At 73.3% G+C, this 22473-nt stretch carries 23 protein-coding genes; 10 read left to right on the top strand and 13 right to left on the bottom strand.

Annotated elements, in window-relative coordinates; translation table 11 throughout:
• Nucleotides 1–439 precede the first annotated feature (439 nt).
• The 3 genes from Phou_RS40730 to Phou_RS40720 are packed head-to-tail and all read right to left on the bottom strand — an operon-like array spanning nucleotide 440 to nucleotide 3622.
• On the bottom strand, nucleotides 440–1276 hold the full coding sequence (locus Phou_RS40730) for a carbohydrate ABC transporter permease (RefSeq protein WP_173067943.1): 837 nt from the start codon (nucleotides 1274–1276) through the stop codon (nucleotides 440–442).
• Nucleotides 1273–2316: a carbohydrate ABC transporter permease gene (locus Phou_RS40725; RefSeq protein WP_173067940.1), complete on the bottom strand. Its 1044-nt coding sequence runs from the start codon at nucleotides 2314–2316 to the stop codon at nucleotides 1273–1275. The genes Phou_RS40730 and Phou_RS40725 overlap by 4 nt, the downstream gene beginning before the upstream one ends.
• Before the next feature lie 4 nt (nucleotides 2317–2320).
• Nucleotides 2321–3622: an extracellular solute-binding protein gene (locus Phou_RS40720; RefSeq protein WP_173067937.1), complete on the bottom strand. Its 1302-nt coding sequence runs from the start codon at nucleotides 3620–3622 to the stop codon at nucleotides 2321–2323.
• A 349-nt stretch (nucleotides 3623–3971) separates the two neighbouring features.
• Here Phou_RS40720 and Phou_RS40715 point away from each other — a divergent pair, with 349 nt between their 5' ends.
• Together Phou_RS40715 and Phou_RS40710 are read left to right on the top strand one after the other, a co-directional pair.
• A complete protein-coding gene (locus Phou_RS40715; RefSeq protein ID WP_173067934.1) occupies nucleotides 3972–6365 on the top strand; it encodes a beta-xylosidase/alpha-l-arabinosidase in 2394 nt (797 codons plus the stop codon).
• 613 nt (nucleotides 6366–6978) lie between these two features.
• Nucleotides 6979–7743, top strand: a complete 765-nt coding sequence (locus Phou_RS40710) for a DUF72 domain-containing protein (protein WP_173067931.1) — start codon at nucleotides 6979–6981, stop codon at nucleotides 7741–7743.
• Here the strand turns inward: Phou_RS40710 and Phou_RS40705 are convergent.
• The 3 genes from Phou_RS40705 to Phou_RS40695 form a co-directional block, all read right to left on the bottom strand.
• Nucleotides 7724–8590, bottom strand: a complete 867-nt coding sequence (locus Phou_RS40705; protein ID WP_173067928.1) for a DUF72 domain-containing protein — start codon at nucleotides 8588–8590, stop codon at nucleotides 7724–7726. The two genes, Phou_RS40710 and Phou_RS40705, sit on opposite strands and share 20 nt — an antisense overlap.
• 72 nt (nucleotides 8591–8662) lie before the next feature.
• Complete coding sequence (locus tag Phou_RS40700) at nucleotides 8663–9289, bottom strand: nucleoside/nucleotide kinase family protein (protein ID WP_173067925.1); 627 nt, start codon at nucleotides 9287–9289, stop codon at nucleotides 8663–8665.
• 14 nt (nucleotides 9290–9303) lie between these two features.
• Nucleotides 9304–9906: a winged helix-turn-helix domain-containing protein gene (locus tag Phou_RS40695; protein WP_173067922.1), complete on the bottom strand. Its 603-nt coding sequence runs from the start codon at nucleotides 9904–9906 to the stop codon at nucleotides 9304–9306.
• 398 nt (nucleotides 9907–10304) lie between these two features.
• Here Phou_RS40695 and Phou_RS40690 point away from each other — a divergent pair, with 398 nt between their 5' ends.
• Together Phou_RS40690 and Phou_RS40685 are read left to right on the top strand one after the other, a co-directional pair.
• Nucleotides 10305–10739, top strand: a complete 435-nt coding sequence (locus Phou_RS40690; RefSeq protein ID WP_173067919.1) for a hypothetical protein — start codon at nucleotides 10305–10307, stop codon at nucleotides 10737–10739.
• Nucleotides 10727–11587: an MFS transporter permease gene (locus Phou_RS40685; protein WP_173067916.1), complete on the top strand. Its 861-nt coding sequence runs from the start codon at nucleotides 10727–10729 to the stop codon at nucleotides 11585–11587. Before Phou_RS40690 ends, Phou_RS40685 begins: the two co-directional genes overlap by 13 nt.
• 28 nt (nucleotides 11588–11615) lie before the next feature.
• Here Phou_RS40685 and Phou_RS40680 read toward each other — a convergent pair whose 3' ends face one another.
• Nucleotides 11616–12014 (bottom strand): thiol-disulfide oxidoreductase DCC family protein, encoded by a 399-nt coding sequence (locus Phou_RS40680; RefSeq protein ID WP_173067913.1) that lies wholly within the window; start codon nucleotides 12012–12014, stop codon nucleotides 11616–11618.
• 85 nt (nucleotides 12015–12099) lie between these two features.
• Here Phou_RS40680 and Phou_RS40675 point away from each other — a divergent pair, with 85 nt between their 5' ends.
• A complete protein-coding gene (locus tag Phou_RS40675) occupies nucleotides 12100–12999 on the top strand; it encodes an AMIN-like domain-containing (lipo)protein (RefSeq protein ID WP_173067910.1) in 900 nt (299 codons plus the stop codon).
• A gap of 82 nt (nucleotides 13000–13081) precedes the next feature.
• Entirely contained in the window at nucleotides 13082–13927 is an 846-nt protein-coding gene (locus tag Phou_RS40670) for a hypothetical protein (RefSeq protein ID WP_173067907.1), read from the top strand.
• Nucleotides 13928–14010: 83 nt separating this feature from the next.
• Here the strand turns inward: Phou_RS40670 and Phou_RS40665 are convergent, their stop codons facing one another.
• Complete coding sequence (locus Phou_RS40665) at nucleotides 14011–14370, bottom strand: helix-turn-helix domain-containing protein (RefSeq protein ID WP_173067904.1); 360 nt, start codon at nucleotides 14368–14370, stop codon at nucleotides 14011–14013.
• Nucleotides 14371–14508: 138 nt separating this feature from the next.
• Between Phou_RS40665 and Phou_RS40660 the strand changes: the two genes are divergently transcribed.
• From Phou_RS40660 to Phou_RS40645, 4 genes are all read left to right on the top strand, one after another.
• Nucleotides 14509–15519: an aldo/keto reductase gene (locus Phou_RS40660; RefSeq protein WP_173067901.1), complete on the top strand. Its 1011-nt coding sequence runs from the start codon at nucleotides 14509–14511 to the stop codon at nucleotides 15517–15519.
• Nucleotides 15520–15580: 61 nt separating this feature from the next.
• Nucleotides 15581–16555, top strand: coding sequence for a GNAT family N-acetyltransferase (locus Phou_RS40655; protein ID WP_308784841.1), 975 nt, complete (start codon nucleotides 15581–15583; stop codon nucleotides 16553–16555).
• Nucleotides 16556–16657: 102 nt separating this feature from the next.
• Entirely contained in the window at nucleotides 16658–17062 is a 405-nt protein-coding gene (locus Phou_RS40650; RefSeq protein WP_173067895.1) for a BP74-related protein, read from the top strand.
• 327 nt (nucleotides 17063–17389) lie between these two features.
• Nucleotides 17390–17977, top strand: a complete 588-nt coding sequence (locus tag Phou_RS40645; protein ID WP_173067892.1) for an NADPH-dependent F420 reductase — start codon at nucleotides 17390–17392, stop codon at nucleotides 17975–17977.
• Nucleotides 17978–17991: 14 nt separating this feature from the next.
• Here Phou_RS40645 and Phou_RS40640 read toward each other — a convergent pair whose 3' ends face one another.
• The 5 genes from Phou_RS40640 to Phou_RS40620 form a co-directional block, all read right to left on the bottom strand.
• Nucleotides 17992–18924 (bottom strand): hypothetical protein, encoded by a 933-nt coding sequence (locus Phou_RS40640; RefSeq protein WP_173067889.1) that lies wholly within the window; start codon nucleotides 18922–18924, stop codon nucleotides 17992–17994.
• A complete protein-coding gene (locus Phou_RS40635) occupies nucleotides 18921–19271 on the bottom strand; it encodes a PadR family transcriptional regulator (protein ID WP_173069055.1) in 351 nt (116 codons plus the stop codon). The genes Phou_RS40640 and Phou_RS40635 overlap by 4 nt, the downstream gene beginning before the upstream one ends.
• 67 nt (nucleotides 19272–19338) lie before the next feature.
• Nucleotides 19339–20616, bottom strand: a complete 1278-nt coding sequence (locus Phou_RS40630; protein WP_173067886.1) for an erythromycin esterase family protein — start codon at nucleotides 20614–20616, stop codon at nucleotides 19339–19341.
• A 70-nt stretch (nucleotides 20617–20686) separates the two neighbouring features.
• Nucleotides 20687–21304, bottom strand: coding sequence for a zinc-ribbon domain-containing protein (locus Phou_RS40625; RefSeq protein WP_173067883.1), 618 nt, complete (start codon nucleotides 21302–21304; stop codon nucleotides 20687–20689).
• A 157-nt stretch (nucleotides 21305–21461) separates the two neighbouring features.
• Complete coding sequence (locus Phou_RS40620; protein WP_173069052.1) at nucleotides 21462–22451, bottom strand: LacI family DNA-binding transcriptional regulator; 990 nt, start codon at nucleotides 22449–22451, stop codon at nucleotides 21462–21464.
• Nucleotides 22452–22473: the final 22 nt, after the last annotated feature.

The following is a 22473-nucleotide window of genomic DNA, read 5'->3' as shown; positions in this document are numbered from 1 at the left end:
TGCGCCAGCTCAACCCGCCCCACCCGCGCCGCCGGGGACAAGCTCGCGCGGGCGGGTCACCGAGAGCAGGCGCGCCGGAGGGAGGGCGGCCACGGCCCGCTCGCGCGGGCTAGCGGGTCACCGGGTGGCAGATCGTGCCGGCTGTTGCTCACCGCACCACCCGAGCGCCCGGCGTGCGCGACTCGACCGGCGTGGCCTCCGGGCCGCCGACCGGCTCGCCGCGCGCGAGCACCACCGGCGTCACGGCACGCTCGGTGGCCGGCCGCAGGCCCTGGGGTGAGCTGGCCTACCGCGGACGGTGAGGCCGCGGGAGCAACGGTCCGGACCGCGACGGGCATCGCGGTAGCTCGGAATCTGGGTCTGAACGCGTCTGCGCCGAAGGAAAGCGGACAAGCTCCTGCCCGCCGCCCCTCGTGCGCGGCGGGCAGGACGCGGGGTCTCAGCCCTTGGTCGCGCCGGAGGCGAGGCCACCGACGAGCTGGCGCTCGGCGACGGCGTAGAAGCCGAGGGCGGGGAGCATCGCGAGCACCACGTAGGCGAGGACGCGGGCGGTGTCGTCCGCGTACTGGCCCTGGAACTGCTGCACGCCCACCGGCAGCGTCCACCAGCTCGGGTCGGTGAACACGACGAGCGGCAGCATGAAGTTGTTCCAGCTGGCCACGATCGCCAGCACCGACACCGTGGCGAGCGCAGGGCGGGCCATCGGCATCAGGATGCGCCAGAAGAAGCCGAACGGGGTGCAGCCGTCCAGGATGGCTGCCTCCTCGACCTCACCGGGGATGGTGCGGAAGAACGACCGCAGGATGATGATGGTCATCGGCAGGCCGAAGGCCACCTGCGGCAGGATCACGCCGAGCGGGCTGTTGAGCAGGCTCAGCTCGCGCAGCAGCACGAACAGCGGCAGGATCGCCACCGCGAACGGGAACATCAGGCCCGCGGCGAAGAGCGTGTAGAGACCCTCGCGGCCGCGGAAGTTGAAGCGGGCGAAGACGTACGCCGCCATCGACGCCACCACGACCAGCAGCACCACCGTCGCCAGCGCGATGACCGTGCTGTTGAACAGCGGCCGCCAGAACCCGCTCGAGCCCAGGATGGCGGTGTAGTTTTCCGGCACCCACGGGCTGGGCAGGCCGAACGGGTTGGTGACGAGCTGCCCGTTGTCCTTGAAGCCGCCGAGCACGCCGAACGCGACCGGCACGATGATCCCCGCGCCGACGATGATCGCGATCAGGTGCAGCCAGAAGTGGCGCACCTTCGTGTCCTTGCGCGTGCTCATCGCTTTTCCCTCATCGTGGTGATGGCGCCCTCGATGTCCCGGCGCATGACGAACCGCTGGTAGAGCAGCGCGAACACGAGGCTGATGAGGAACATCGCGACGCTGATCGCACTGGCGTACCCGACCTCGGAGCGGCGGAAGCCGTACTGGAACATCGTGACGGCCATCGTCTCAGACGAGTGGATCGGGCCACCGCCGGTGAGCACCCACACCATGTCGAAGAGCTGGATGGCTCCGATGATCGACAGGAAGATGCTGATCCGGATCGTGGGACCGAGCAGCGGGAGCGTGACGTGCCGGAACACCTGCCACGTGCCCGCGCCGTCGGTCAGCGCCGCCTCGTTCAGCTCCTTCGGGATGCTCTGCCGACCCGCGAGGTACAGGATCATGTGCAGGCCGAAGTACTTCCAGCTGATCACGAAGAACAGCGCGTACAGCACCGTCGACGTGTCGGCCAGCCACTCCTGCTGCAGGCTCTCCAGCCCGAGCGCGGACAGCGACTGGTCGATCAGGCCCTGGTTGGGCGAGAAGATCATGGTGAAGAGGACGGCCGTGATGACCTCGGAGAGGACGTACGGCGCGAAGAAGACCAGCCGGTAGAACGCCCGCCCACGCATCGGCTGGTTGAGCAGCAGCGCGAGGCCGAGGGCGACCGGCAGCTGCACGACGACCGAGAGCAGGACCAGGATCAGGCCGCGCTTGAGGTCGCCGAGGAACACCTCGTCCTCGAGCAGGCGCCGGAAGTTGTCCAGGCCGACGAAGTTTTCCGGCAGGCCGCCGAAGCCGTTCCACTTGAACAGGCTCGTGTACATCGCCAGCGCGATCGGGCCGACCACCAGCACGATGAACAACGCCATCGCCGGAGCGAGGAACAGCGCGATCGTCAGTTTGTCGAGTCGCCGCCGCCGGCGCAGCGAACCCTCCACCCGCGGCTTGAGCTGCTCGGGGTGGAGCCCCGAGCGGCCACCGTTACGGGTGGGGGTTCGGTGGGAGGAGGGGGCCGGAAAGCGTCCTTCCGGCCCCTGCGTCGTCGTTTTCATGCACCTACTGGTTCTTCGCGACCTTGGCGATGTCCTGCGCGACCTTCTCCGGCGTGGCCTTCTTGGCGACCAGCTCGGCGACACTGTCGTTGACCTGCGTACCGACCGCGGGCGGGTACGCCTGGTCAAGGTACAGCTGGAACTTGGGCGCCTTGGCGATCGCCGCGTGCACCGCCTTGAGGTTGGCGTCCTTGAGCGCGTCCTCGGCGCCCGCGGTCACCGGGAGGATCGAGTCGCTCTCCGCGCCCTTGCGCTGGCTGTCCGCCTTCAGCAGGAACTTGAGGAACTCGGTCGCCTGCGGCGGGGCGTCCTTGCCGAGCGCGAAGCCGTTGCCGCCACCGAACGCGTCCTCCACCGAGCCCTTGCCGCCGTCGACCGAGGGGAAGGCGAAGAAGCCGAGCTTGTCGCCGATGCCCTGCTTGTTGCTGGAGTAGGCCTTCTCCGTGGTCGGTGCCCACTGCCCCATCAGCTCGATCGCCGCCTGGCCGTTACCCATGATCGCGGCCTGGCCGTCGGTCGCCGAGTACTTCGCGCCGAGGAAGCCCCGCTGGAACGGGTCGAGGTCGATGAGCTCCTTGAACCGGGCACCCGCCGCCACGAAGTCGGGCTGGTCGAACGAGCCGTCCGCGGCGGCCGCGGCGAGGCCGTCGACGCCGGCGATGCGGATCGCCAGGTACGCCCAGTAGAAGTGGGCGGTCCAGCTCTCCGAGCCGGCGAGCGCGATCGGGGTGACACCGGCCGACTTCAGCTTGCCGACCGCGTCGAGGAACTCGCCCCAGGTCGCCGGCGGTGCCGTGATCTTGGCCTTCTCGAAGAGCTCCTTGTTGTACCAGAAGCCCACCATGCCGAGGTCGAACGGCACACCGTACTGCTTGCCGTCGACCTTGTAGATGTCCAGGCCGTTCTTGTTGATGCTGGACGCCGTGTCGCCGAGGTCGATCTCCTTGACGAGGCCGGCCTCGACCTGCTGCTTGAGCACGCCGCCGCCCCACGAGTGGAAGATGTCCGGCGGGGTGCCCGCCTGGGTGACGGTGGTCAGCTTCGCCTTGAATGCCTCGTTTTCCAACGGGGTGATCTTGATTTCCACGCCCGCGTTGGCGGTCTGGAAGTCCTTGGCCAGGTTGGCCCAAGTGGTCAGCATCGGGTCGACGTTGGAGATGTGCCACCAGTCGATGCTCGCCGACCCGCCGTCGCCGCCGGAGTCGCCGGACCCGTCGTCACCACAGCCGCCGAGCAGCGCCGCACCGGCGCCCAGGCCGGCGAGGCCCAGCACCGATCTGCGGTTGAAGTATGTGGGGGTCGTCATGTCCATCCCTTCGGGTGGGCCGGAGCGTAACCGCTCGCTCCGGCCGTGGTGGTCCGTAGGCCGTCACGGAGCCGGCGCCTGTTTAGTGCCCGGAAGTTTTCGGCGCTGGCCCGATAATTCAAGGTGATGTGGCGCACGCTACGACGACGTGAACTACCGGTCAAGCCCTATCGCTAGGCGGATGCAAGCGTTACCGTAAGGCAACCTAGACCGCTGGACGCCCGATAGATGTTCCGGAAACATCTCGGAATAAGTTCCGAGCAGCCCGGAAGCCCGGCATCGGAGGCGCAGGCGGATACCGGAACATGCCCGAAACAACTGTGATGCGAACGACAGGAGACACTCTTCCATGAGTGAGCGTGCCGCGGCGCCGGACGCGGTGACCATCCCCGAGCCCTGGCAGGACCCGAGCCTCCCGCCGGAGAAGCGGGTCGCCGACCTGCTTGGCCGGCTGACGCTCGAGGAGAAGATCGCCCAGCTGTACAGCGCCTGGATCGGGGCCAACGCCACGGTCGACGACATGGCGCCGCAGCAGCACGAGCTTGTCGACGACTCGCTCGACTGGGCAAACCTGATCCGCACCGGCCTCGGACAGCTGACCCGCCCCTTCGGCACCGCACCGGTCGACCCGGCCCTCGGCGCCCGGGCGCTGGCCCGCATGCAGGGCGAGCTCGTGGCCGCCGGCCGGTTCGGGATCCCGGCCGTCGCCCACGAGGAGTGCCTGTCCGGCGTGATGACCTGGGGCGCGACCGTCTACCCGACGCCGCTGGCCTGGGGTGCCACCTTCGACCCCGCGCTGGTCGAGCGGATGGCCGCGCGCATCGGCGCCGACATGCGCCGCCTCGGCCTGCACCAGGGCCTCGCGCCGGTGCTCGACGTGACGCGGGACGCGCGGTGGGGCCGCACCGAGGAGACGATCGGCGAGGACCCGTACCTTGTCGCCACCCTCGCCACCGGCTACGTGCGGGGCCTGGAGTCGGCCGGCGTCGTCGCCACGCTCAAGCACTTCGTCGGTTACTCCGCATCTCGCGCCGGCCGCAACTTCGGACCCGTGCACATGGGCCCGCGCGAGCTGGCCGACGTGCTGCTGCTGCCGTTCGAGATGGCGGTCCGTGACGGTGGCGCCCGCTCGGTCATGCACGCGTACACCGAGATCGACGGCATCCCCGCCGCGGCCAACCCCGCGCTGCTGACCGACCTGCTGCGCGGCGAGTGGGGCTTCACCGGCACCGTCGTCGCCGACTACTTCGGCGTGTCGTTCCTGGAGATGCACCACGGCCTGGCCGAGGGGCAGGTCGAGGCCGCGGCCATCGCGCTCGCCGCCGGCGTCGACGTCGAGCTTCCGGCGGTACGGTGCTTCGGCCCCGACTTCGTCGAAGCGGTGCGCGAAGGCGCCGTCCCGGAGTCCCTCGTCGACCGCGCCGCCGCCCGCGTGCTGCGCCAGAAGATCGAGCTCGGCCTGCTCGACCTGGACTGGAGCCCGTACCCGGCGGAGCTGGGCGCCGACGACTCCGCCCCGGTCGACGGCCTGATCGACCTCGACCCGCCGGCCGCCCGCGCGCTCGCCCGCGAGATCGCCGAGGAGTCGGTGATCCTGCTCGCCAACGACGGCGGCGCACTCCCCCTCGCCCCCTCCGCGCGGATCGCGCTGGTCGGACCGCTCGCCGGCGAGACGGCCGGCATGCTCGGCTGCTACACGTTCCCCGCGCACGTCGGCATCCACCACCCCGAGCTGCCCGCCAACCCGGCGGTGCCGACCCCGCTGGAGGCGCTGCGGGCCGAGCTGCCCGACGCCACCGTCACGCACGTGCCCGGCTGCGAGGTGACCGGCTCCGACACCGCGGGCTTCGCCGCCGCGCTGGCCGCCGCGGAGGCCGCCGACGTGGTGGTCGCCGTGCTCGGCGACCGGGCCGGCGTCTTCCAGGGCAGCGCCACGTCCGGCGAGGGCTGCGACGCGGAGAGCCTCGACCTGCCCGGCGTGCAGCCGGCACTGCTGGAGGCGCTGCTCGGCACCGGCAAGCCGGTCGTCGCGGTGCTGCTGAGCGGCCGGCCGTACGCGCTGGGCGCCTTCGCCGACCGCCTCGCCGCCGTCGTGCAGGCGTTCTTCCCCGGCGAGGAGGGCGCCCCCGCGGTCGCCGGCGTCCTGTCCGGCCGCGTCTGCCCCTCCGGCCGGCTCCCGGTCAGCGTCCCCCACCGCCCCGTCGGCGGCCCGGCCACCTACCTCGGCGCCACGCTGGCCCACGCCAGCGCGGTCACCTCGGTCGACCCGACGCCGCTGTACCCGTTCGGCCACGGCCTGTCGTACACCGCGTTCGCGTGGGACGGCGTCCGCGTCGACGGCGCCGTGCCCGACCCCGACCAGCCCTTCGAGGTGCCGACCGACGGCGCGGTCACCGTCTCGGTGACGGTGCACAACATCGGCGACCGACCCGGCGCCGACGTGGTCCAGCTCTACCTCCACGACCCGATCGCGCAGGTCACCCGGCCGGTGATCCGCCTGATCGGGTACGCGCGGGTGGCGCTCGCCCCCGGCCAGTCCCGCCGCGTCGACTTCCGGGTGCACGCCGACCTGTCCGCCTTCACCGGCCGCGCCGGCAAGCGGATCGTCGAGCCCGGCGCCCTGGAGCTGCGCATCGCCCGCTCCAGCGCGGACGTCGCACACACGGTCGCCCTCCGCCTCACCGGGCCCGAGCGCGAGGCCGGCTTCGACCGCCAGCTGACCACGGAGGTCACCCTCCACTAGAGGTTCACATTCCAGAAGACGCGAGCTGCCGCGACGCCCGTCGTGGTCCGGACCGTCGCTCCCGCGGCCTCACCCTCCGCGGTGGGCAAGCGCTTGCAGTGGTCGTGGACGTTCGCGCAGGACCGGTCGCGCGCAGGTGCTCGCGTCCGCCCGCAGTTCGGCACCGTCGTCGCTGTCGGTGACTGTCGATCAGGTGCAGGCGGTGTGAGCGTCGAAATCTTGGTGAGTTAGCGCGCTATTTCGACGCTAACTTGCCAAGATCTGCGGGAGCGGCCCTTGGGTGAGCTCGCCGACCGCGGACGGTGCGATGGACCGCCGCTACTGCGGCGCGGCGACCGGACGAAGGCTCGTCCGTGATCCCCGCCCGGGTGCGGTGACGGCTTCCGGTGCGCGGGGATCGTGGTGTGGCTTGGCCCTGTAGGGGCGCAAGCCAGAGCCCCTGGGCTCGGACCGCAACCGCGGCCGGGCCGCACCGCGGCCCGGACTGGTTGTCCAAGCCCGTGCGACTGGCCGCGGCGGGTGGCCGGAGGACGCACCGTTTCGGTTGGATCTTTGAGCCGCAACCGCGCGGCGCGGCGGGTTACTCCGGGTGCGTGGCGGGGAACTTGGGGCGATGATCCTCGTGGGCACGTCCGGCTGGCAGTACCGGGACTGGCGCGGCCCCTTCTACCCGGAAGGGTTGCCGCAGCGGCGCTGGCTGGAGCACTACGCCGCGCACTTCGCCACCGTCGAGGTCAACAACGCGTTCTACCGGCTGCCGGAGCGGGACACGTTCGCGCAGTGGCGGGCCCGCACGCCCGACGACTTCTGCGTGGCCGTGAAGGTCAGCCGCTACCTGACCCACATCAAGCGCCTGCGCGAGCCCGCCGAGCCGGTCGCCCGGTTCGTCGAGCGGGCCACCGCGCTCGGCGACCGCCTCGGGCCGGTGCTGCTGCAGCTGCCGCCCACGCTGCGCGCCGACCCGGCGGCCCTCGACGAGACGCTGGCGCTGTTCCCGCGCGAGGTGCGGGTGGCGGTCGAGCCGCGCCACCGTTCGTGGTGGACGGGCGAGATTGAGTCCGTCCTCAAGGGACACAACGCGGCGCTGTGCTGGGCCGACCGCAAGGGCCGCCCGGTCACCCCGCTGTGGCGCACCGCCGACTTCGGCTACCTGCGCATGCACGAGGGGCGCGCCCACCCATGGCCGCACTACGGGCGGGCGGCGCTGCGCTCGTGGCTGGACCGCCTCGACCTCGGCGTCGACACGTACGTGTACTTCAACAACGACCCGGGCTGCGCGGCCGTGGCCGACGCCGCCGCGTTCGCCGCGCTGGCCCGCGACCGCGACCTGCCCGTCACCCGGACTCCGGGGAAAGGGCTCACGAGAGCAGGTCGATGAGCTGGCTCGCGTTTCGCTGGGCGTAGTCGCGGTAGCAGTTGTTGGTCAGGACATGCATCTGCTCGGTCTCGGTGGCCAGCTTCTTCAGTTTCGGCGCCCACTCTTTCAGCTCACGGTCGCTGTACAGGTAACCGAACTTCTCGTGGATGTCCTTGCTCGTCCACTTCTCGCTGTGCCCGTGGAAACGCACGACAGCGAGGTCGGCCGTCGCGGCCAGTACCGGCGGCACCGACGACTTGTGTCCCTGCGGCATGTCGACCGACACGTACGGCAGCTTGTGCTTGCGCAGAAACTCCAGCGTCTCGTCGACGTTTCCGCCGTCGAACCACGACGAGTGCCGGAACTCGTACACGGCGCGCAGGGGCCGCACCCGGCGCTGCACCTCCAGCAGGTACTGCTTGTTGGAGCGGCGGATCGTGAACCACGGCGGAAACTGGAACAGCAGCGCGCCGAGCTTGCCCGCGTCGACGAGCGGCTGGAGCGCGGACAGGAACCGTTCCCACACCTGCTCGTACGCGGCCGGGTCGAGGTCGCCCGGGTAGATGCTCTTCTTCTCGGTCTCCGGCCGCAGGTCCTTGTAGATCGCCGACACCTTGGTCGGGTGGCCGGTCAGCAGGCTGAACGCCTTGATGTTGAACGTGAAGCCGGGCGGGGTGCGCTGCGCCCACAGCCCGGCGGTCTGCTCGGCCGGCGGCGAGTAGTACGTGGCGTCGACCTCGACCAGCGGGTACCGCTCGGCGTAGAAGCCCAGCCGCTTCTCCGGCGTGTCGGCGGTCGCCGGGTACCACCCCGACTCGAGCAGGGTGGGGTCCGTCCACGATGCCGTGCCGACCTTGATCTCACCCATACGCCCCAGTCTGCACCAGAGCCGTGCCGCTCGCGCCCGCTCCGCGCGCCGGCCGTGCCCGATGCCGGAGCGTCACGGCTGCACCAGGGCGGGATGCCGCGGGTCGTCCACGCGCACGACCACGTCGGCGAAGGCGGCCGGGTCGACCTCGTCCGCGTACCGCGCGTAGGCGGGCAGCGTCCACCGCAGGTCGGCCGGCATGCGGCGGTCCAGCGCGGCGGGCGACAGCACGAGGTGCAGGGCCAGGTCGAACGGCAGGCCGCCGCCGAGCAGCAGCGCGCCGCTGACGAGCACCACCGCGCCGGGCGGGACGGTCCGGTACGGCGCGCGGGTGGCCCGGTCCGTCACCGGGTCCCACAGGCTCGGCAGCACCCGGCCCGTGCCGCCGGGCGCGAGCGGGTCGAGGACCTCGCGGCGCAGCCCCGCCTCGTCGAGCCAGCCCATGTAGAAGGCGTCGGGGTTGTCCCGCCCGTACTCCAGGCGCAGCGACGCCGGCCGCAGGAAGCCGGCGGCCGGGACGTGGACGGCGGAGCGCCCGCGGGCCCGGAGCGGGTCGACGAGCGCCGCGGCGAGGGCGTCGGTGCCGGCCGGTGGCGGCCCGTCGACCGCGACCCGGAGCCACTGTCCGGGGCGGTCGGCGGCGAGCCGGTCGGCCAGCTCCTCGACGAGCAGCTCCGGGGCGATGGGACGCACGCGCATCCCGCCAGCCTGCCTCAGGCGTCGCGCTCCACCACGACACTGGCGTCGTCGGCGAGGCGGTAACCCACCCCGTACACCGTCGTCACCAGCGGCACGTGCATGCCGATCTTGGAGCGGAGGCGGCGGATGTGCACGTCGACGGTGCGGGCGCCGGCGTGCTCGTAGCCCCACACGCCGGTCAGCAGCTGCAGGCGGCTGAACACGCGGCGCGGGTTTTCGGCCAGGAAGAGCAGCAGGTCGAACTCGAGGCGGGTCAGCCGCAGCGTCTCCTCACCGAGCAGCACCGTGCGCGAGGCGGCCAGGACGCGCAGCGTGCACTCACCTGTCGTGGCCGGGGCGCGGCCCGCCGCCTCGTCGCCGCCCTCCGCCGGCGCCGGGTCGGCCGGGGCCGGCGAGAGGCTGACCGTGCCCTCACCGCGCTCGACGAGCTCGCGTGCCACCTCGAGGAGGCGGAAAGCCTGTGGGGTAAGCCCGTCGTCGCTGGCGAGCGGGATCGAGAACGTCACCGTCAGTGTGGGCGAGCCGCCGGCCGGGCGGCGGCCGGTCGGTGCCCGGCCCGGTCCTGTTGGCTGCGACATGTGCCAGCCGGTGCGCGTGGATGTGGCGACGACCGACATGGGTCCTCCTCAACGATCGGATATCGCCCGCGGCCGGCACGAGAATTGAGCCGGGAGTTAGTACGCGAGACGAATCCCCAGGAAACTCGAGTTTTTGTAGGGGTGCGGCCGGAGGAATTTCCGGCGACATTTCCACCCGTCAAACGGTTTCCGAAGAGGGAGTGACCCACCCGTAAGGTAGGACGAATATAACCGAAGAAGGCACACGTGTATCCCCAACAGACCGCATGTCACGATGGTCCCGGTCCGCCGGGTCCCCGGTCAATAGCCATGGGCGTTGCAGAAATGTGACAATCGACAACCTTTGCGGGAATCGATATCTCTCACTGGATTTACGTATTGCACGCTGAAAGGCCCGGCAACGCTGCGTGATCTCCATCCGGTATCGTCACCGTGCTGTGGACACGCTGACGACCGGGGGCCGGGCGGCGCGCCTGCTGGCCACGGTGGCCGCCGGGGCGCTGCTGCTGCTCGGCACGTTCTGGGGCGTCGACGACGACTTCCCGTTCGGCCCCTTCCGGATGTACTCCACGGCGCCCGGCTCCGACGAGCCCGCCCCCGACACGCGGGTGGAAGGCGTCGACACCACCGGCGCCGTCGTGTCGTTGACCGAGCGGAGCACCGGCATCCGGCGGGCCGAGATCGAGGGGCAGATGGCGGCGTACGAGGCGGACCCGTCGCGCCTGCGCCAGGTCGCCGAGGCGTACGCGGCCCGCAACCCCTCCGCACCGCGGCTTGTCGAGGTGCGCATCGTCATCCGGTACGAGGGCGTGCGGGACAGCCGCCCCACCCGCACCCACGCCGACGAGACGGTGGCCACGTGGAAGCCGTGAAGCGGTGGCTGTTCGCGCCGGTGCCGCGCGGCCGGGTCGCCGCCTTCCGCACCCTGGTGTACCTCTTCGTCGTCGCCGACCTCACCGTGGTCACGCCGTGGGTGCGCACGCACGCCGACGTGCCCGGCGACCTGTACCAGCCGCTGCTCGTCGGCCGCCTGCTGCCGCTGCCCACGCCCACTCCCCTGCTGGTACACGCCATCTTCTGGGTCCTGGTCGTCGTGAGCCTGGCCGCCGCGACCGGGCGCGCGCCGCGGGCGCTGGGCTGGACGGTGTTCGCGCTCTACTTCGAGTGGATGGTCATCGCGATGAGCTACGGGAAGGTGGACCACGACCGGTTCGGCTTCCTGGTGGCCCTCGCGGTGCTCCCCACGGTGGGGCGGGCCCGGCACGGCGACGCCACGCCCACCGAGGCCGGCGGGTGGGCGCTGCGGGTCACCCAGATCGCGGTGGTGTGCACGTACTTCCTGGCCGCGTTCGCCAAGCTCCGTTTCGGCGGCGTCGACTGGCTGTGGAGCTCGGTGCTGGCCCGCGCGATCATCCGGCGGGGCACCGACTTCGCCGACCTCATCGCCCAGGTGCCGTACCTGCTGATCGCGGCGCAGGTGGGAATCGTCGCGTTCGAGCTGCTCAGCCCGCTCATTTTCGTGCTGCGCGGGCGCTGGCGGTACGCGGGAATCGCTTTCTTCTACGCGTTCCACCTGTTCACCTACGCGGCGATCACCATCTCTTTCGCCCCGCATCTGATCGCGATGACGTCGTTTCTGCCGCTGGAAAAGGTCCGCCCGATCGAGTGGCTCCGCTCCCGCCGCGCCGACCGGGCCACCACCGCTCCCCTCAGCGGTTGATCAGGGACTTCGTCTGACGGCACGCCCATCAACTCCCTGATCGACTCTCCGGTGCCGAGCGCGGGACGGCGCACGCCGCCGTGCCGCCGGGCATGCGGTGGCGGTTGCGGGCCACCCAGCGGTACGCGGGCCAGGCCAGGGCGCGGACCGGGCGTACGCGAAGGGCGGCGCCGGCGAACCGCCACCACGGGCGGCTGGAGCCGAGCAGCAGGGCGATCGCGTCCGGCCCGGCGGCGGTGACGCCGGTGCGCGGGTCGACCCACTGCACCGCCTCCTCGCACTGCGCGGCGGTCAGCCCCAGCGCGTCCAGGTCGGAAAACTGCCACGGCACGATCCGCGCCGGCGACGGGACGCGGCGCTGCGCGAACTTCGCGCACGAGGTGCAGAAGGCGCAGTCACCGTCGTACACGAAGGTCGGTTGATCCATACCCACCATGGTGCCGCACGCCGGCGGTAAACCGCCGGGCGGCCCGCGGCGTCTGCCTCCCACCAACACCCCACGGAGGAAAACCATGTGGAACAAGTGGATCAGGTACCCGCTCGCGGTGGCCGTCCTCGCCGCGCCCGTCCTCGCCGCCACCGGCGCCGCGGCCGGCACCGCCGACCTTCCCGCGCCCACCCGGACCGCGCCCGTCGCCGGCACGGCCACGGCACCGCCTGACAGACCGGTGCTCACCGGCGTCCGGTACGGGCGGCACGACCGGTACGACCGGGTGGTGTTCGACTTCACCGGCGGTACGCCGGCCTACCGCGTCGAGTACGCCCCGCTGGTCGGCATCGGCACCGGTGACCCGATCCCGCTGACCGGGCCGGCCGACCTGCGCGTCACGTTCGCCGGCGTGCCCACCACCACGCTGGACATGCGCACGGTCCGCAACCCCGGCCTGCCCACGCTGCGGCAGGTGCGGTTCGGCGGCGCGTTCGAGGGGCGCGTCCTGGCCGGCCTGGGCCTGGCAGACCGGGTGGGCTTCCGGGTGCTGCGCCTGTCCGACCCGCCGCGCATCGCCGTCGACGTGGCGCACCAGCCCACCCAGCCATTCGGCACGGCGACCTTCCGCGGCGGCGGTGGCGCCGACCTCGTCTCGATCGCGGGCGTGCGCAGCGGCGCCCACCCCGGCTACGACCGCCTCGTGCTCGACCTGCGCACGGCCCGCTTCCCGCTGATGAGCGTCGCGTACACCGTGCCCACGCCGACCCGCCTCCACATCGGCCTCACCGGCATGACCACCGCGCCGGCCCAGATCGCCGGCCCGCGCCAGGTGCCGATCCGGCTGACCCGCCTGCGCGGCGCGTCCATCGTGGCGTACGACAACGGCACGGTCTCCGTCTTCGTCGACACCGACCGGCGCACCGCCTTCCGCGTCATGCTGCTGACCAACCCCACCCGCCTGGTGGTCGACGTCCGCCACTGACCGGCGGACCGCGTGAGCCGGGGCCGGACGGGGGCCCGCGCTGTCACGGTCGTGCCCGCCCGGCGGGCGTAGGGTGATGGTCGTGACCGCTGGCCCCGGCACCCGGCTCCGCTGGGCGGTGGGCGGCGGCTGCGCGGTGGCGGCGATCGCCGTCGCGGTGTGGGTGACCGGCGCGACCGACCTGCTGGCCGGCCGCCTGCGCGGGCCGACGCGGGGCGTGCTGGCCTGGTATTTCGCGGCCGTCGTGCTCGGCACCCTGGCCCAGGCGCCGCTCGCCGGCCGCGGGCGGGCACGGCTCGCGCGGGGCATGCTGGCCACCGCCGCGCTGCTCGCCGCCGGCATCCTGGTCACCGTCGTGGCCGTCGCCCTCGATCCGTGGGTACCGGCGCCGCAGCCCCCGGGTCCGGACCGTTCGGACCCGGCGAACTGGTACCCCACCGCGACCGCCTTCATCCTGGCCGGCTACGCGGTCGTCGCCCTCTCCGGACTGTCCTACTGGGACGGCGGCCGCGGGCGCCCCCGCGACGGGGAGCCGGCCGTCACCTCGGTCGTCGACCTGTTCGTGCTCGTCTCGGCGGTACCGGCCGCGATCGGCTGGGCGACGTACGCCGGCTTCGCCATGCACGCCGCCGCGCGCGCCGGGCTGCCGTGGGCGCCCACCGACGGGCAGCCGTTTCTCGTCGCCGGCAGCGCGCTCGCCGTGCTGCAGGCCGGCACACTGTCCACAGTGGTGTGGCTAACGCGCGGCGCGCAGCCGCCCGCGCTGCTCGCCGCGCCACCCGCCCTCCTCGCGGTGTCCGTCGTCGGCGCCCAGCTCGGGCACGTGGCGCACGTCGCCGTGGTCACGCCGGTCGCGGTGGTGGTGCTGTTCACGGCGATGCCGCTGTCGATGTTCGCCGCGCTGCGCCTGCGAGCCCGCTTCCACTGACCCCGACCGGCCTGCCCGCGACCGGGCGCGCTCGCCGGCGCTCGGACCGTGCCCACCCCGCGCGGCGGGGTCCGCGGGAAGGCTCAGGCGGCGAGGAGCATGGCGTCGCCGGGGCGGCGCAGGCGGGGCGGCATCGGGGCCTGGCGCGGCCGCAGCACCGGCGCCGTCTGGGTCACCAGGTGGAGCCGCACCTGGGTGAGGAAGTCGGCGAGATCGAGCTCCAGCGCCTCGCACACGGCGGCGAGCACCTCGGAGCTGGCCTCCTTGCGGCCGCGCTCCACCTCCGACAGGTACGGCACGGAGACACGCGCGGCCCGCGCCACGTCGGCGAGCGTGCGCCGCTGCGCGACCCGCCGCCGCCGCAGCACGTCGCCGACGAGCGTGCGCAGCAGCGGCTGGTGCCGCCGATGCCCGTCCGGTCCGAGGTGCGCCACGTCCGCCATCCGATCACCATACGTGCGCCCCGGAGCCGCCCGGCCCCGATTTCGCGGTGAGCGTAGCGCCGCCGACCCGCCGCCCCTTCGTTCCGGTTTCACCGGACGCTTGCGTTGGAGCGCACTCGAACTCGTACCGTGCGGCGGGTGGACACACGATTTCTGGGCCGCACCGGCCTGCGGGTCAGCGAGCTCTGCCTCGGCACGATGTCGTTCGGCGGCACCACCGACGAGGAGACGGCGCACCGGATGCTCGACCGTTTCACGGAGGCCGGCGGATCCTTTGTGGACACCGCCGACGTGTACGGCACGGGCGCCTCCGAGGAGATCGTCGGGCGGTGGCTGCGCCGGCGGCGGCGGGACGACCTTGTCGTCGCGACGAAGGCGTACGGCACGATGGGCCCCGCGCCCAACGACGCCGGGGCGGGCCGCAAGCACCTGATCAGCGCCGTCGAGGCGAGCCTGCGGCGGCTGGGCACCGACTACATCGACCTGTACCAGATCCACGTCTTCGACGACGCCACGCCGCTGGAGGAGACGCTGTCCACGCTGGACGGTCTTGTCCGCGCGGGAAAGGTGCGCTTCGTCGGCGCCAGCAACTACGCCGGCTGGCAGCTGCAGAAGTCGGTCGACCTGTCCCGCCTGCGCGGCTGGGAGCCGTTCGCGTGCCTGCAGCCGCTGTACAACCTGCTCGACCGCGAGGCCGAGTGGGACCTGCTACCGGTGTGCCGCGAGGAAGGGCTCGGCGTCATACCGTGGAGCCCGCTGCGCGGCGGCTGGCTCTCCGGCCGGTACCGCCGCGAGCAGGCCGCCGCCCCGCCCGGCAGCCGCGCCGACGTCGACCCGGACGCGGGCGGCTGGCCGGAGGCGTGGGGCACGTACGCGAACGAGCGCACCTGGGCGGTCCTCGACGCCGTGCGGGACGTGGCCGAGCGGACCGGCCGCAGCGCCGCGCAGGTGGCCCTGCGGTGGCTGATGCAGCAGCCCGGCGTGACGGCGCCGATCCTCGGCCCCCGCACGCCCGACCAGCTCGAGGACGGCCTGGCGGCCGCCGGCACCCCGCTCGACGACGAACACCTGGCCGCGCTGACCGCGGCGAGCGACCGGCCGTTGCCGTACCCGTTCGGCCTGCTGGCCCGCTTCCGCCGCGCACCCTGAGCGGGGCGGCGCGGCGGGCGGGGCGCAAAATGTCGTGCGTCCCGCCCGCCGGCCGGGTTGAATGCGGAGCGTGAGCTTCCCCGCCGGCTGGACCACGCGCCCGCCGACCCTCGACGACCTGACCGAGATCCTCGCGCTGGTGCACGCGAGCGACGTGGCCGCGGTCGGGCAGGCCGACTTCAGCCCCGACGACCTGCGCGACGCCCTCGCCGGCAGCCCGTACGTGACGGCCGAGCGGGACTCGCTGCTGGCGTACGCACCGGACGGCTCGCTGGCCGGCTGGGCGTACCTGGAGAACGAGAACGGCGGCGACCGCGAGTTCGTCGAGGTCTACACGCACCCCGAGTTCGGGCTGCCGGCGCAGGCACCGCTGCTGGCGCGGACGCTGGCCCGCGTCGCCGAGCGCGCCCGCGAGCGCGGCCACCCGGCCGTAACCGTGCGGGCCGGCGCGATCCCCACCGAGAAGCCGTACATCGCGGTGCTGCGGGAGGCCGGGTTCGCGTTCGTGAAGCGGTACGCGCGGATGCAGCGTTCGCTGGAGGGGGTGCCGGCGACGCCGCCGCCCACGCCGGACGGGATCACGATCCGGCCGGTCGACCCGGGCGACGAGGCCGACCTGCGGCTGTTCCACGGAATCCTCGACGCGGCCTTCCGGGACACGCCGGACTACCAGCCCCGCACGTACGAGCGGTGGCGCGAGTGGGTCGACGGCCAGGAGTCGGTCGCCTGGGACGAGTGGCTCGTGGCCGCCGACGGCGGCACGCCCGCCGGCATCCTGCAGTCGTCGAACCACTCCCTCGTCGACAACGAGGGCTGGGTGAAGATGCTCGCCGTGGCGCGGGAGCACCGCCGCCGCGGCGTCGGGGAGGCCCTGCTGCGGCGGGCGTTCGCGCTGTACGCGGCGAAGGGCCGGACCAAGGTCGGGCTCGGTGTCGACCTGGAAAACCCGACCGAGGCGGCCCGCCTGTACCACGCGGTGGGCATGACGGCCGTCTACGAGGCGGACGTCTACGAGCGCACCGTCACCGCCGCCTGACCGCCGTGTCAGGTATCTGAAAGGACGGTGACAGCGGCGGGCAGCAGGATGGCTGTGGATCCATTGGACCCGAGCCACGAGGAGGCCCTCTTGCGAGCCAGAATGACGGCGGTCCTGTCCAGCCTGGCGCTCACCGTCGCGATGGCGGTGTCCGGCACGCCGGCCGCTGCGGCGCCCGCCGGGGAGTACGTCGCCACGCTCCGCGTCGGGGAAGGCGCCAACACCGAGTACTTCCGGATCCACCTCGTCGAGGCGGCGGACGTCACCGCGGCGTTCGCGAGCCTGAACCTGCAGAGCAACCAGTTTCCGAACGGGCTCATCGTCCGCACCGGTCCCGAGGTGAACGTCGGGTACAGCTGGCACCTCGACCCGGCCGACGTGGAGTTCGTCGACTTCACCATCGAGCTCTGCGACGGCCTGCCGTCCGATGTGGAAAGTGGCGCGCTGACCAGCGACCGGTACTGCCCGTGGTCGGCCCGCGTGGTCAGGATGACCCGCGTCCGCTGACGCCGCGACCGGAAGCGCCGCCGCACCGGTCGTTTGCCGGGACCGGTGCGGCGGTCCCCCGGCATACGCTGGACGGCGTGGATCTTGTGGAGGCGTTGTTCGCGGTGGGGCCCGGGGTGCGGTAGGTCGCCGTCGCCCGGGGCAGGACGTCACGCTGCGCGAGCGGTCCGGCCTTTCCGGCGCGCGCGGTGCTGGCCGCCTGAGAGCGGCGCGGTTCAGGAGCACGCCGCGCGAGCGGTGACCGCGGACAAGGGGCACCCTCGCGTGCCTCACGCACCTCGAAGTGCGTACTGCCGTCCGGAACCGTCCCACCCTAACGTCGCCGGCATGACCATGATCACCGTCCTCGGCGCCGGCAACGTGGCGCGCGCACTGGTCCCCGCCCTCACCGCGGCTGGGCACGAGGTGCGCACCGGTACCCGCGACACCTTGGCGGCGGCCGCGACCGGCGCGGAGGTCGTCGTCAACGCGCTGCCCGGCGCGGTCGCCCTCGACGTCCTGCGCGGCCTGGCGGCGCAGCTGGCCGGCGCGGTCCTCGTCGACGTGGCGAACCCGGTCGAGATCGGTCCGGATGGCTTCGCGGCCCGCCGCGTGCACGACAACCTGGCCGCCGAGCTCCAGCGGGCACTGCCCCGCACCCGCGTGGTCAAGGCCCTGAACACGGTCGGCCCGGCCCCGCTGATGGCGGCGCCGGCCAGCCTCGGCACGCCGCCGTCGACGTTCCTGTGCGGCGACGACCCGGCCGCCAAGGGCGTGGTCGCCACGCTCCTCGGCGACCTGGGCTGGCGCCCGGAGTGGATCGTCGACCTGGGCGGTGTGGCGAACGCCTGGTGGCCGGAGTCGTTCGCGCTGATGGTGCGGCCGCTGGTGGCGGCGCTCGGCCCGGTGCCGTTCGCGCTGTCGGTGGCCCGCTGACCGCACCAGCCCGGCTAAGCGCTCGCCCGGCGGGCCGCCACCTGGAGTCCGAGAACGACCACCACCGCGACCCCCGTGAGCCCCACCGACGCGAGCACCAGGTCGTCGAAGTCGGCCGGGTTCCACGGCCGCTTGCCGCTGATGCGGCGGGCCACCGGCTCGACGAAACAGAGCGCCACCGGCGTCGCGAGCAGCGTGAGTGCCCAGAGGCCCCGCGCGCGCAGCAGGGCGGCGCAGGCCAGTCCCGCGGCGGCGAGCAGGGCCCCGGCCGCCGGCGCCACCGAGTGGACCTCGGCCCGGTAACCGTAGGACACCCCGAAGCCCGCGGGCAGCGGGCTGTACGGCAGGCAGAACAACAGCAGCACGGCCGCCGTCACGGACGTCGCGACCGCTGGGACCGCCGGGTTGGCGCGGGTGCCGCGGCCGTCCAGGCCCAGCGCGACCACGCCGAGCGCGAACTGCGGCAGCAGCTCCATCAGCGCCGGCCGGTCGACCGGGACCAGCGCCGACACCGGCACCACCGCCACCGTCGCGGCCAGCGCGCCGGCGACCGTCCAGCGGTGCGCGCGGCCGCTCGACGCCACCGGCAGCACCGCCGCGGCCAGCCAGGCCAGCCACACCAGACCGCCCAGGCCGCGGAACGGGCCGAAGTGCCGCTCCCCGGTCAGCTCGACGTAGAGCAGCCAGATCGCGGCCAGCGCGCCGGCCGTGGCCAGCGCGAGCACCGCGGCGGCGTGCCGGCCGCCGGCGAAGGCCGGGCCCGCGGCGCGCACGCGCTGGCGCAGGCTGCCCGCGACGAGGTCGGCCACGTCGGCGGCGCGCGGCCACCGCTGACCGTTCCGGACCATCTGCAGGTACGTGCCGACCATCTCCTCGCCGCGCTCCGCGCGGTAGTCCGCGGGGTAGAGCCGCAGCAGCCGGCGGTAGCGCGCCTCGAGCGGGCTCACGCGGCACCTCCCGCCGGGCGCGGGGTGGCGGCGCGGGCCGGGCGGCGCACGCGCAGTCGCTCCTCGGCGGCCTCGACGTTGCGGCGCATCCGCTCGGTCTCGGCGCGCAGCGCGGCGTCGCCCTCGTCGGTGAGGCGGTAGTAGCGGCGCAGCCGGCCGTCGACCACCTCCTCCCGGTCGGCCGCGACGAGGCGGTCGTCGGCCAGGCGGTCGAGCGCGCCGTAGAGCGTGCCGGGGCGCAGCGCGAGGCGGCCGCCGGACAGCGCCGCGACCTCGCTGATCAGGCCGTAGCCGTGCAGCGGCCCGCGGGCCAGCGCGGTGAGGATGAGGAACGTGGGCTCACGCATCGGGATCGTCGTCACGCCGCCAATATATCGGATGCGAGGATATAACGGCAACCAAGGCTTGACGGCGTCAGAGGCCCGTCGGGTACGTCTCGGGCTCGAACACGGGCGCGGGCGCCACCCGCATCGGGCTGACCGCGCGTGTCTCGTCGAACCAGCAGAACGCGTCGTACACCTCGCCCAGCACCGCGGGCACGTAGTTGCTCCACGGGTCGCGTTCCGGGTCGTACACCACGCCGATCGCGCGGTGCTCGAGCGTGTCGGTGAGCAGGTCCGGCCGCCCGTCGCCACGGGGGAAGACGAACATCGCCCGCCCGGGGGCCGCCGCGTGCAGCACGCCCTCGACGGAGGTCTCGCGCGCCGGCGGTACCACCATCTCCTCGGCGGGCGCGCCCCAGCCCTCGCCGGCCACGACCGTGCCGTGGTGGCTGCCGAAGCCGACCAGCACGACGTCGTCCGCGCCGTACCGCTCGCGGGCGAGCTGCCCGAGGCTCACCTCGCCGCGGCGCGCCATGTCGCTGCCGCGCGCGTCGCCGACGTGCGTGTTGTGCGCCCACACGACGGCTTTCGACTCCGGGCCGTAGCGGTCGAGCAGGCGGGCGAGGGTGGCGTCCATGTGGCGGTCGCGCACGTTCCAGGACTCGGTGCCGCCGCGCACCATGGCGCGGTAGTAGCGTTCGGCGCCGGCCACGACCTCGGCGTTCTGCCACACGCCGAACCGCCGCGGCCCGGCGGCGCGCGCCCGCGCGAGCAGGTCGACGACCTCGTCCTCGCAGGCGGAGGCGACGAAGCGGGACGCCAGCGCGTACAGCCCGGCGTCGTGCGCGTAGGGCTCGAAGCACCGGTACGCGGCGAGCGCGGCGGCCACCTGGTCGGGGTCGTGCGTGCGCAGGTACGCGACGATCTCGCGCAGCGACTCCCAGAGCGAGTACACGTCGAGGCCGTGCAGACCGGCGCGCACCTCGGGCTCGGTGTGCGCGTTGTGCCAGCGCAGCCACTGGCAGAAGGCGGCGGTCTCGTCGTTGGCCCACAGCCAGGTCGGCCAGTGCGCGAACGTCGCGAGCGCGTCCCGCGGGTCCTGCGGCGCGCCCTCCTCCAGCCGGACGCTGCGGTCGATCCGGTCGCAGTCGGGCCAGTCCCCCTCCACGGCGACGAACGAGAAGGCGGCCTCCTCGATCAGCCGCTCGGTGAGCTGCGCCCGCCAGTGGTGGAACTCGTGCGTGCCGTGGCTGGCCTCCCCCAGCATCACGACCCGGGCCGTGCCGACCCGGTCGAGCAGGACGTCGAGGTCACCCGCCCCCGCGAGCGGCGCGGCGAGCGCGGCGACCTCGTCCCCGTACCGTGACATGGTTTGCCCTCCCGGTCGTGCCGTCCCGACGCGGTTACCCGGCGCCGGGTGGCTCAACCGCGCGGGCCGGCTACCCCATGCGGGCGGCCTGCTCCACGGTCGTGATGACGCCCAGCGCGTGCGCCGGCGTGAGGCCGAGGGCGTTGGCGAGCCAGCCGAGCGCGTCCCGCTCGGTGGGGGTGAGCGGGCCGTCGGCGAGGCCGATGCGGGCGCCGTCGGCGAGGTAGCGCTCGCGGGCGTCCAGCGTCAGGTGCGCCGACAGGGCGCGCAGCGGCTCGGCGGCCGCTTCGGCGGGCTGGCTCAGGTCGGCCTGCAGGTGCGTCACGTCGTACCCCTGCCCGCCGGCCGCGCGCACGGCGGAGAGGGCGGCGGCGATGGCGGCCTCGGACGTGCCGCCGGCACGCAGCACGACGGCCGCGACGGCACGCATGCCGGCCGGCAGCGCGCTGGCGAGCTGGGCGCTGGTCGGCGCGGTGAGCACGGCCGGGTCGAAGCGCACCCGGCAGGTCTGGCACCGCACGACCTCGCCCACCTTGTCCAGCGGGATCACCGGGACGAAGAAGAGGGTGAAGAAGCGGCGTGCGGTGCGGTGCTCGTAGTCGCGGTCGCCGCCGCAGTTGGGACAGGCGAAGCGACCCTTGCCGATCAAGCCCATGAAGTAGAAGACGGACAGTCCGAAGATGATCACGCCCGCAGGGTACCAGCCCGGCGCCGTCCGGCCTGTCCCCGCGCGGGGCGGCGGCATCGAGGGCGGTCCACGTCCAAAAAGGACGGACGAGCGGGGTTTGCCCGCGTCCGCCGCACCTGCGGACCGTTTGCGCGGGGCCCTGCCGGGCCCGCGGGGGTCAGGACGGGCCGGCGGTACTGGCCCGCACGACGAGCTCCGGCGAGAGCAGGACGTGGTCCGGCGGGCGCTGGTCGGACTGCTTGATCTGGTCCAGCAGCACGCCGAGGCTGCGCCGCCCCAGCTCGGCGAAGTCCTGGTGGATCGTGGTCAGCGGCGGCAGGAAGTAGCCGGAGTCGGGCATGTCGTCGAAGCCGACCACGCTGACGTCCTGCGGCACCCGGCGGCCGGCCTCCTGCAGCGCGCGGAGCACGCCGAGCGCGATCTGGTCGTTGCCGCAGAAGACCGCGGTGACCGCCGGATCGCGTGCGAGCGCCTGCCCCTGCTCGTACCCGGACTGCGCGCTCCACGAGCCCGCCTCCACGGGCGGCACCGGCGCACCCGCCGCGTACAGCGTGCCGCGCCAGCCCTCGATCCGCTCGCGCGCCTCGGGCCAGTCCGTCGGGCCGGCGACGTGGTGCACCGTGGCGTGCCCGAGGTCGAGCAGGTGCTGGGTGGCCAGGCGGGCGCCGGCCGCGTTGTCGATCCGCACCGTCGGCACCGCGTCGTCGTCCGCCCCGCCCCCGACGCCGACGCTGGCCAGGCCCGAGGGCACCTGGACCAGCGCGTTGGTCACGGCGGGCTTCGGCGCGATCGCGATGATCCCCTCCACCGACTGCTGGCAGAGCCGGTCGACGGCCTCCAGCACCGAGCGGCGCTCGAGGGTGCGCACCGAAGCGACCGTCACGAAGTAGCCGGCGGTGCGGGCGGCGTCCTCGATCCCGTACAGCATCGAGGCCGGACCGAAGAGGGTGGTCTCCAGGCCGACCACGCCGAGCGTCCCGGAGCGCCGGGTGACCAGCGTGCGCGCCGCGAGGTTGCGGCGGTAGTTGAGCGCCTGCATCGCCTCCAGGACCCGCAGGCGGGTCTCCTGGCGCACGTTCGGATGTTCGTTGAGCACCCGCGACACGGTCTGGTGCGAGACGCCGGCGAGCCGGGCGACGTCGCGCATGACCGAGCCACGGGGCTGGACC

The organism is Phytohabitans houttuyneae (assembly GCF_011764425.1).
In the GTDB taxonomy this organism is placed as follows: Bacteria; Actinomycetota; Actinomycetes; order Mycobacteriales; family Micromonosporaceae; genus Phytohabitans; species Phytohabitans houttuyneae.
The sequence above is the reverse complement of the archived record's forward strand: the minus strand, read 5'-3'. Positions and strand labels throughout refer to the sequence as shown.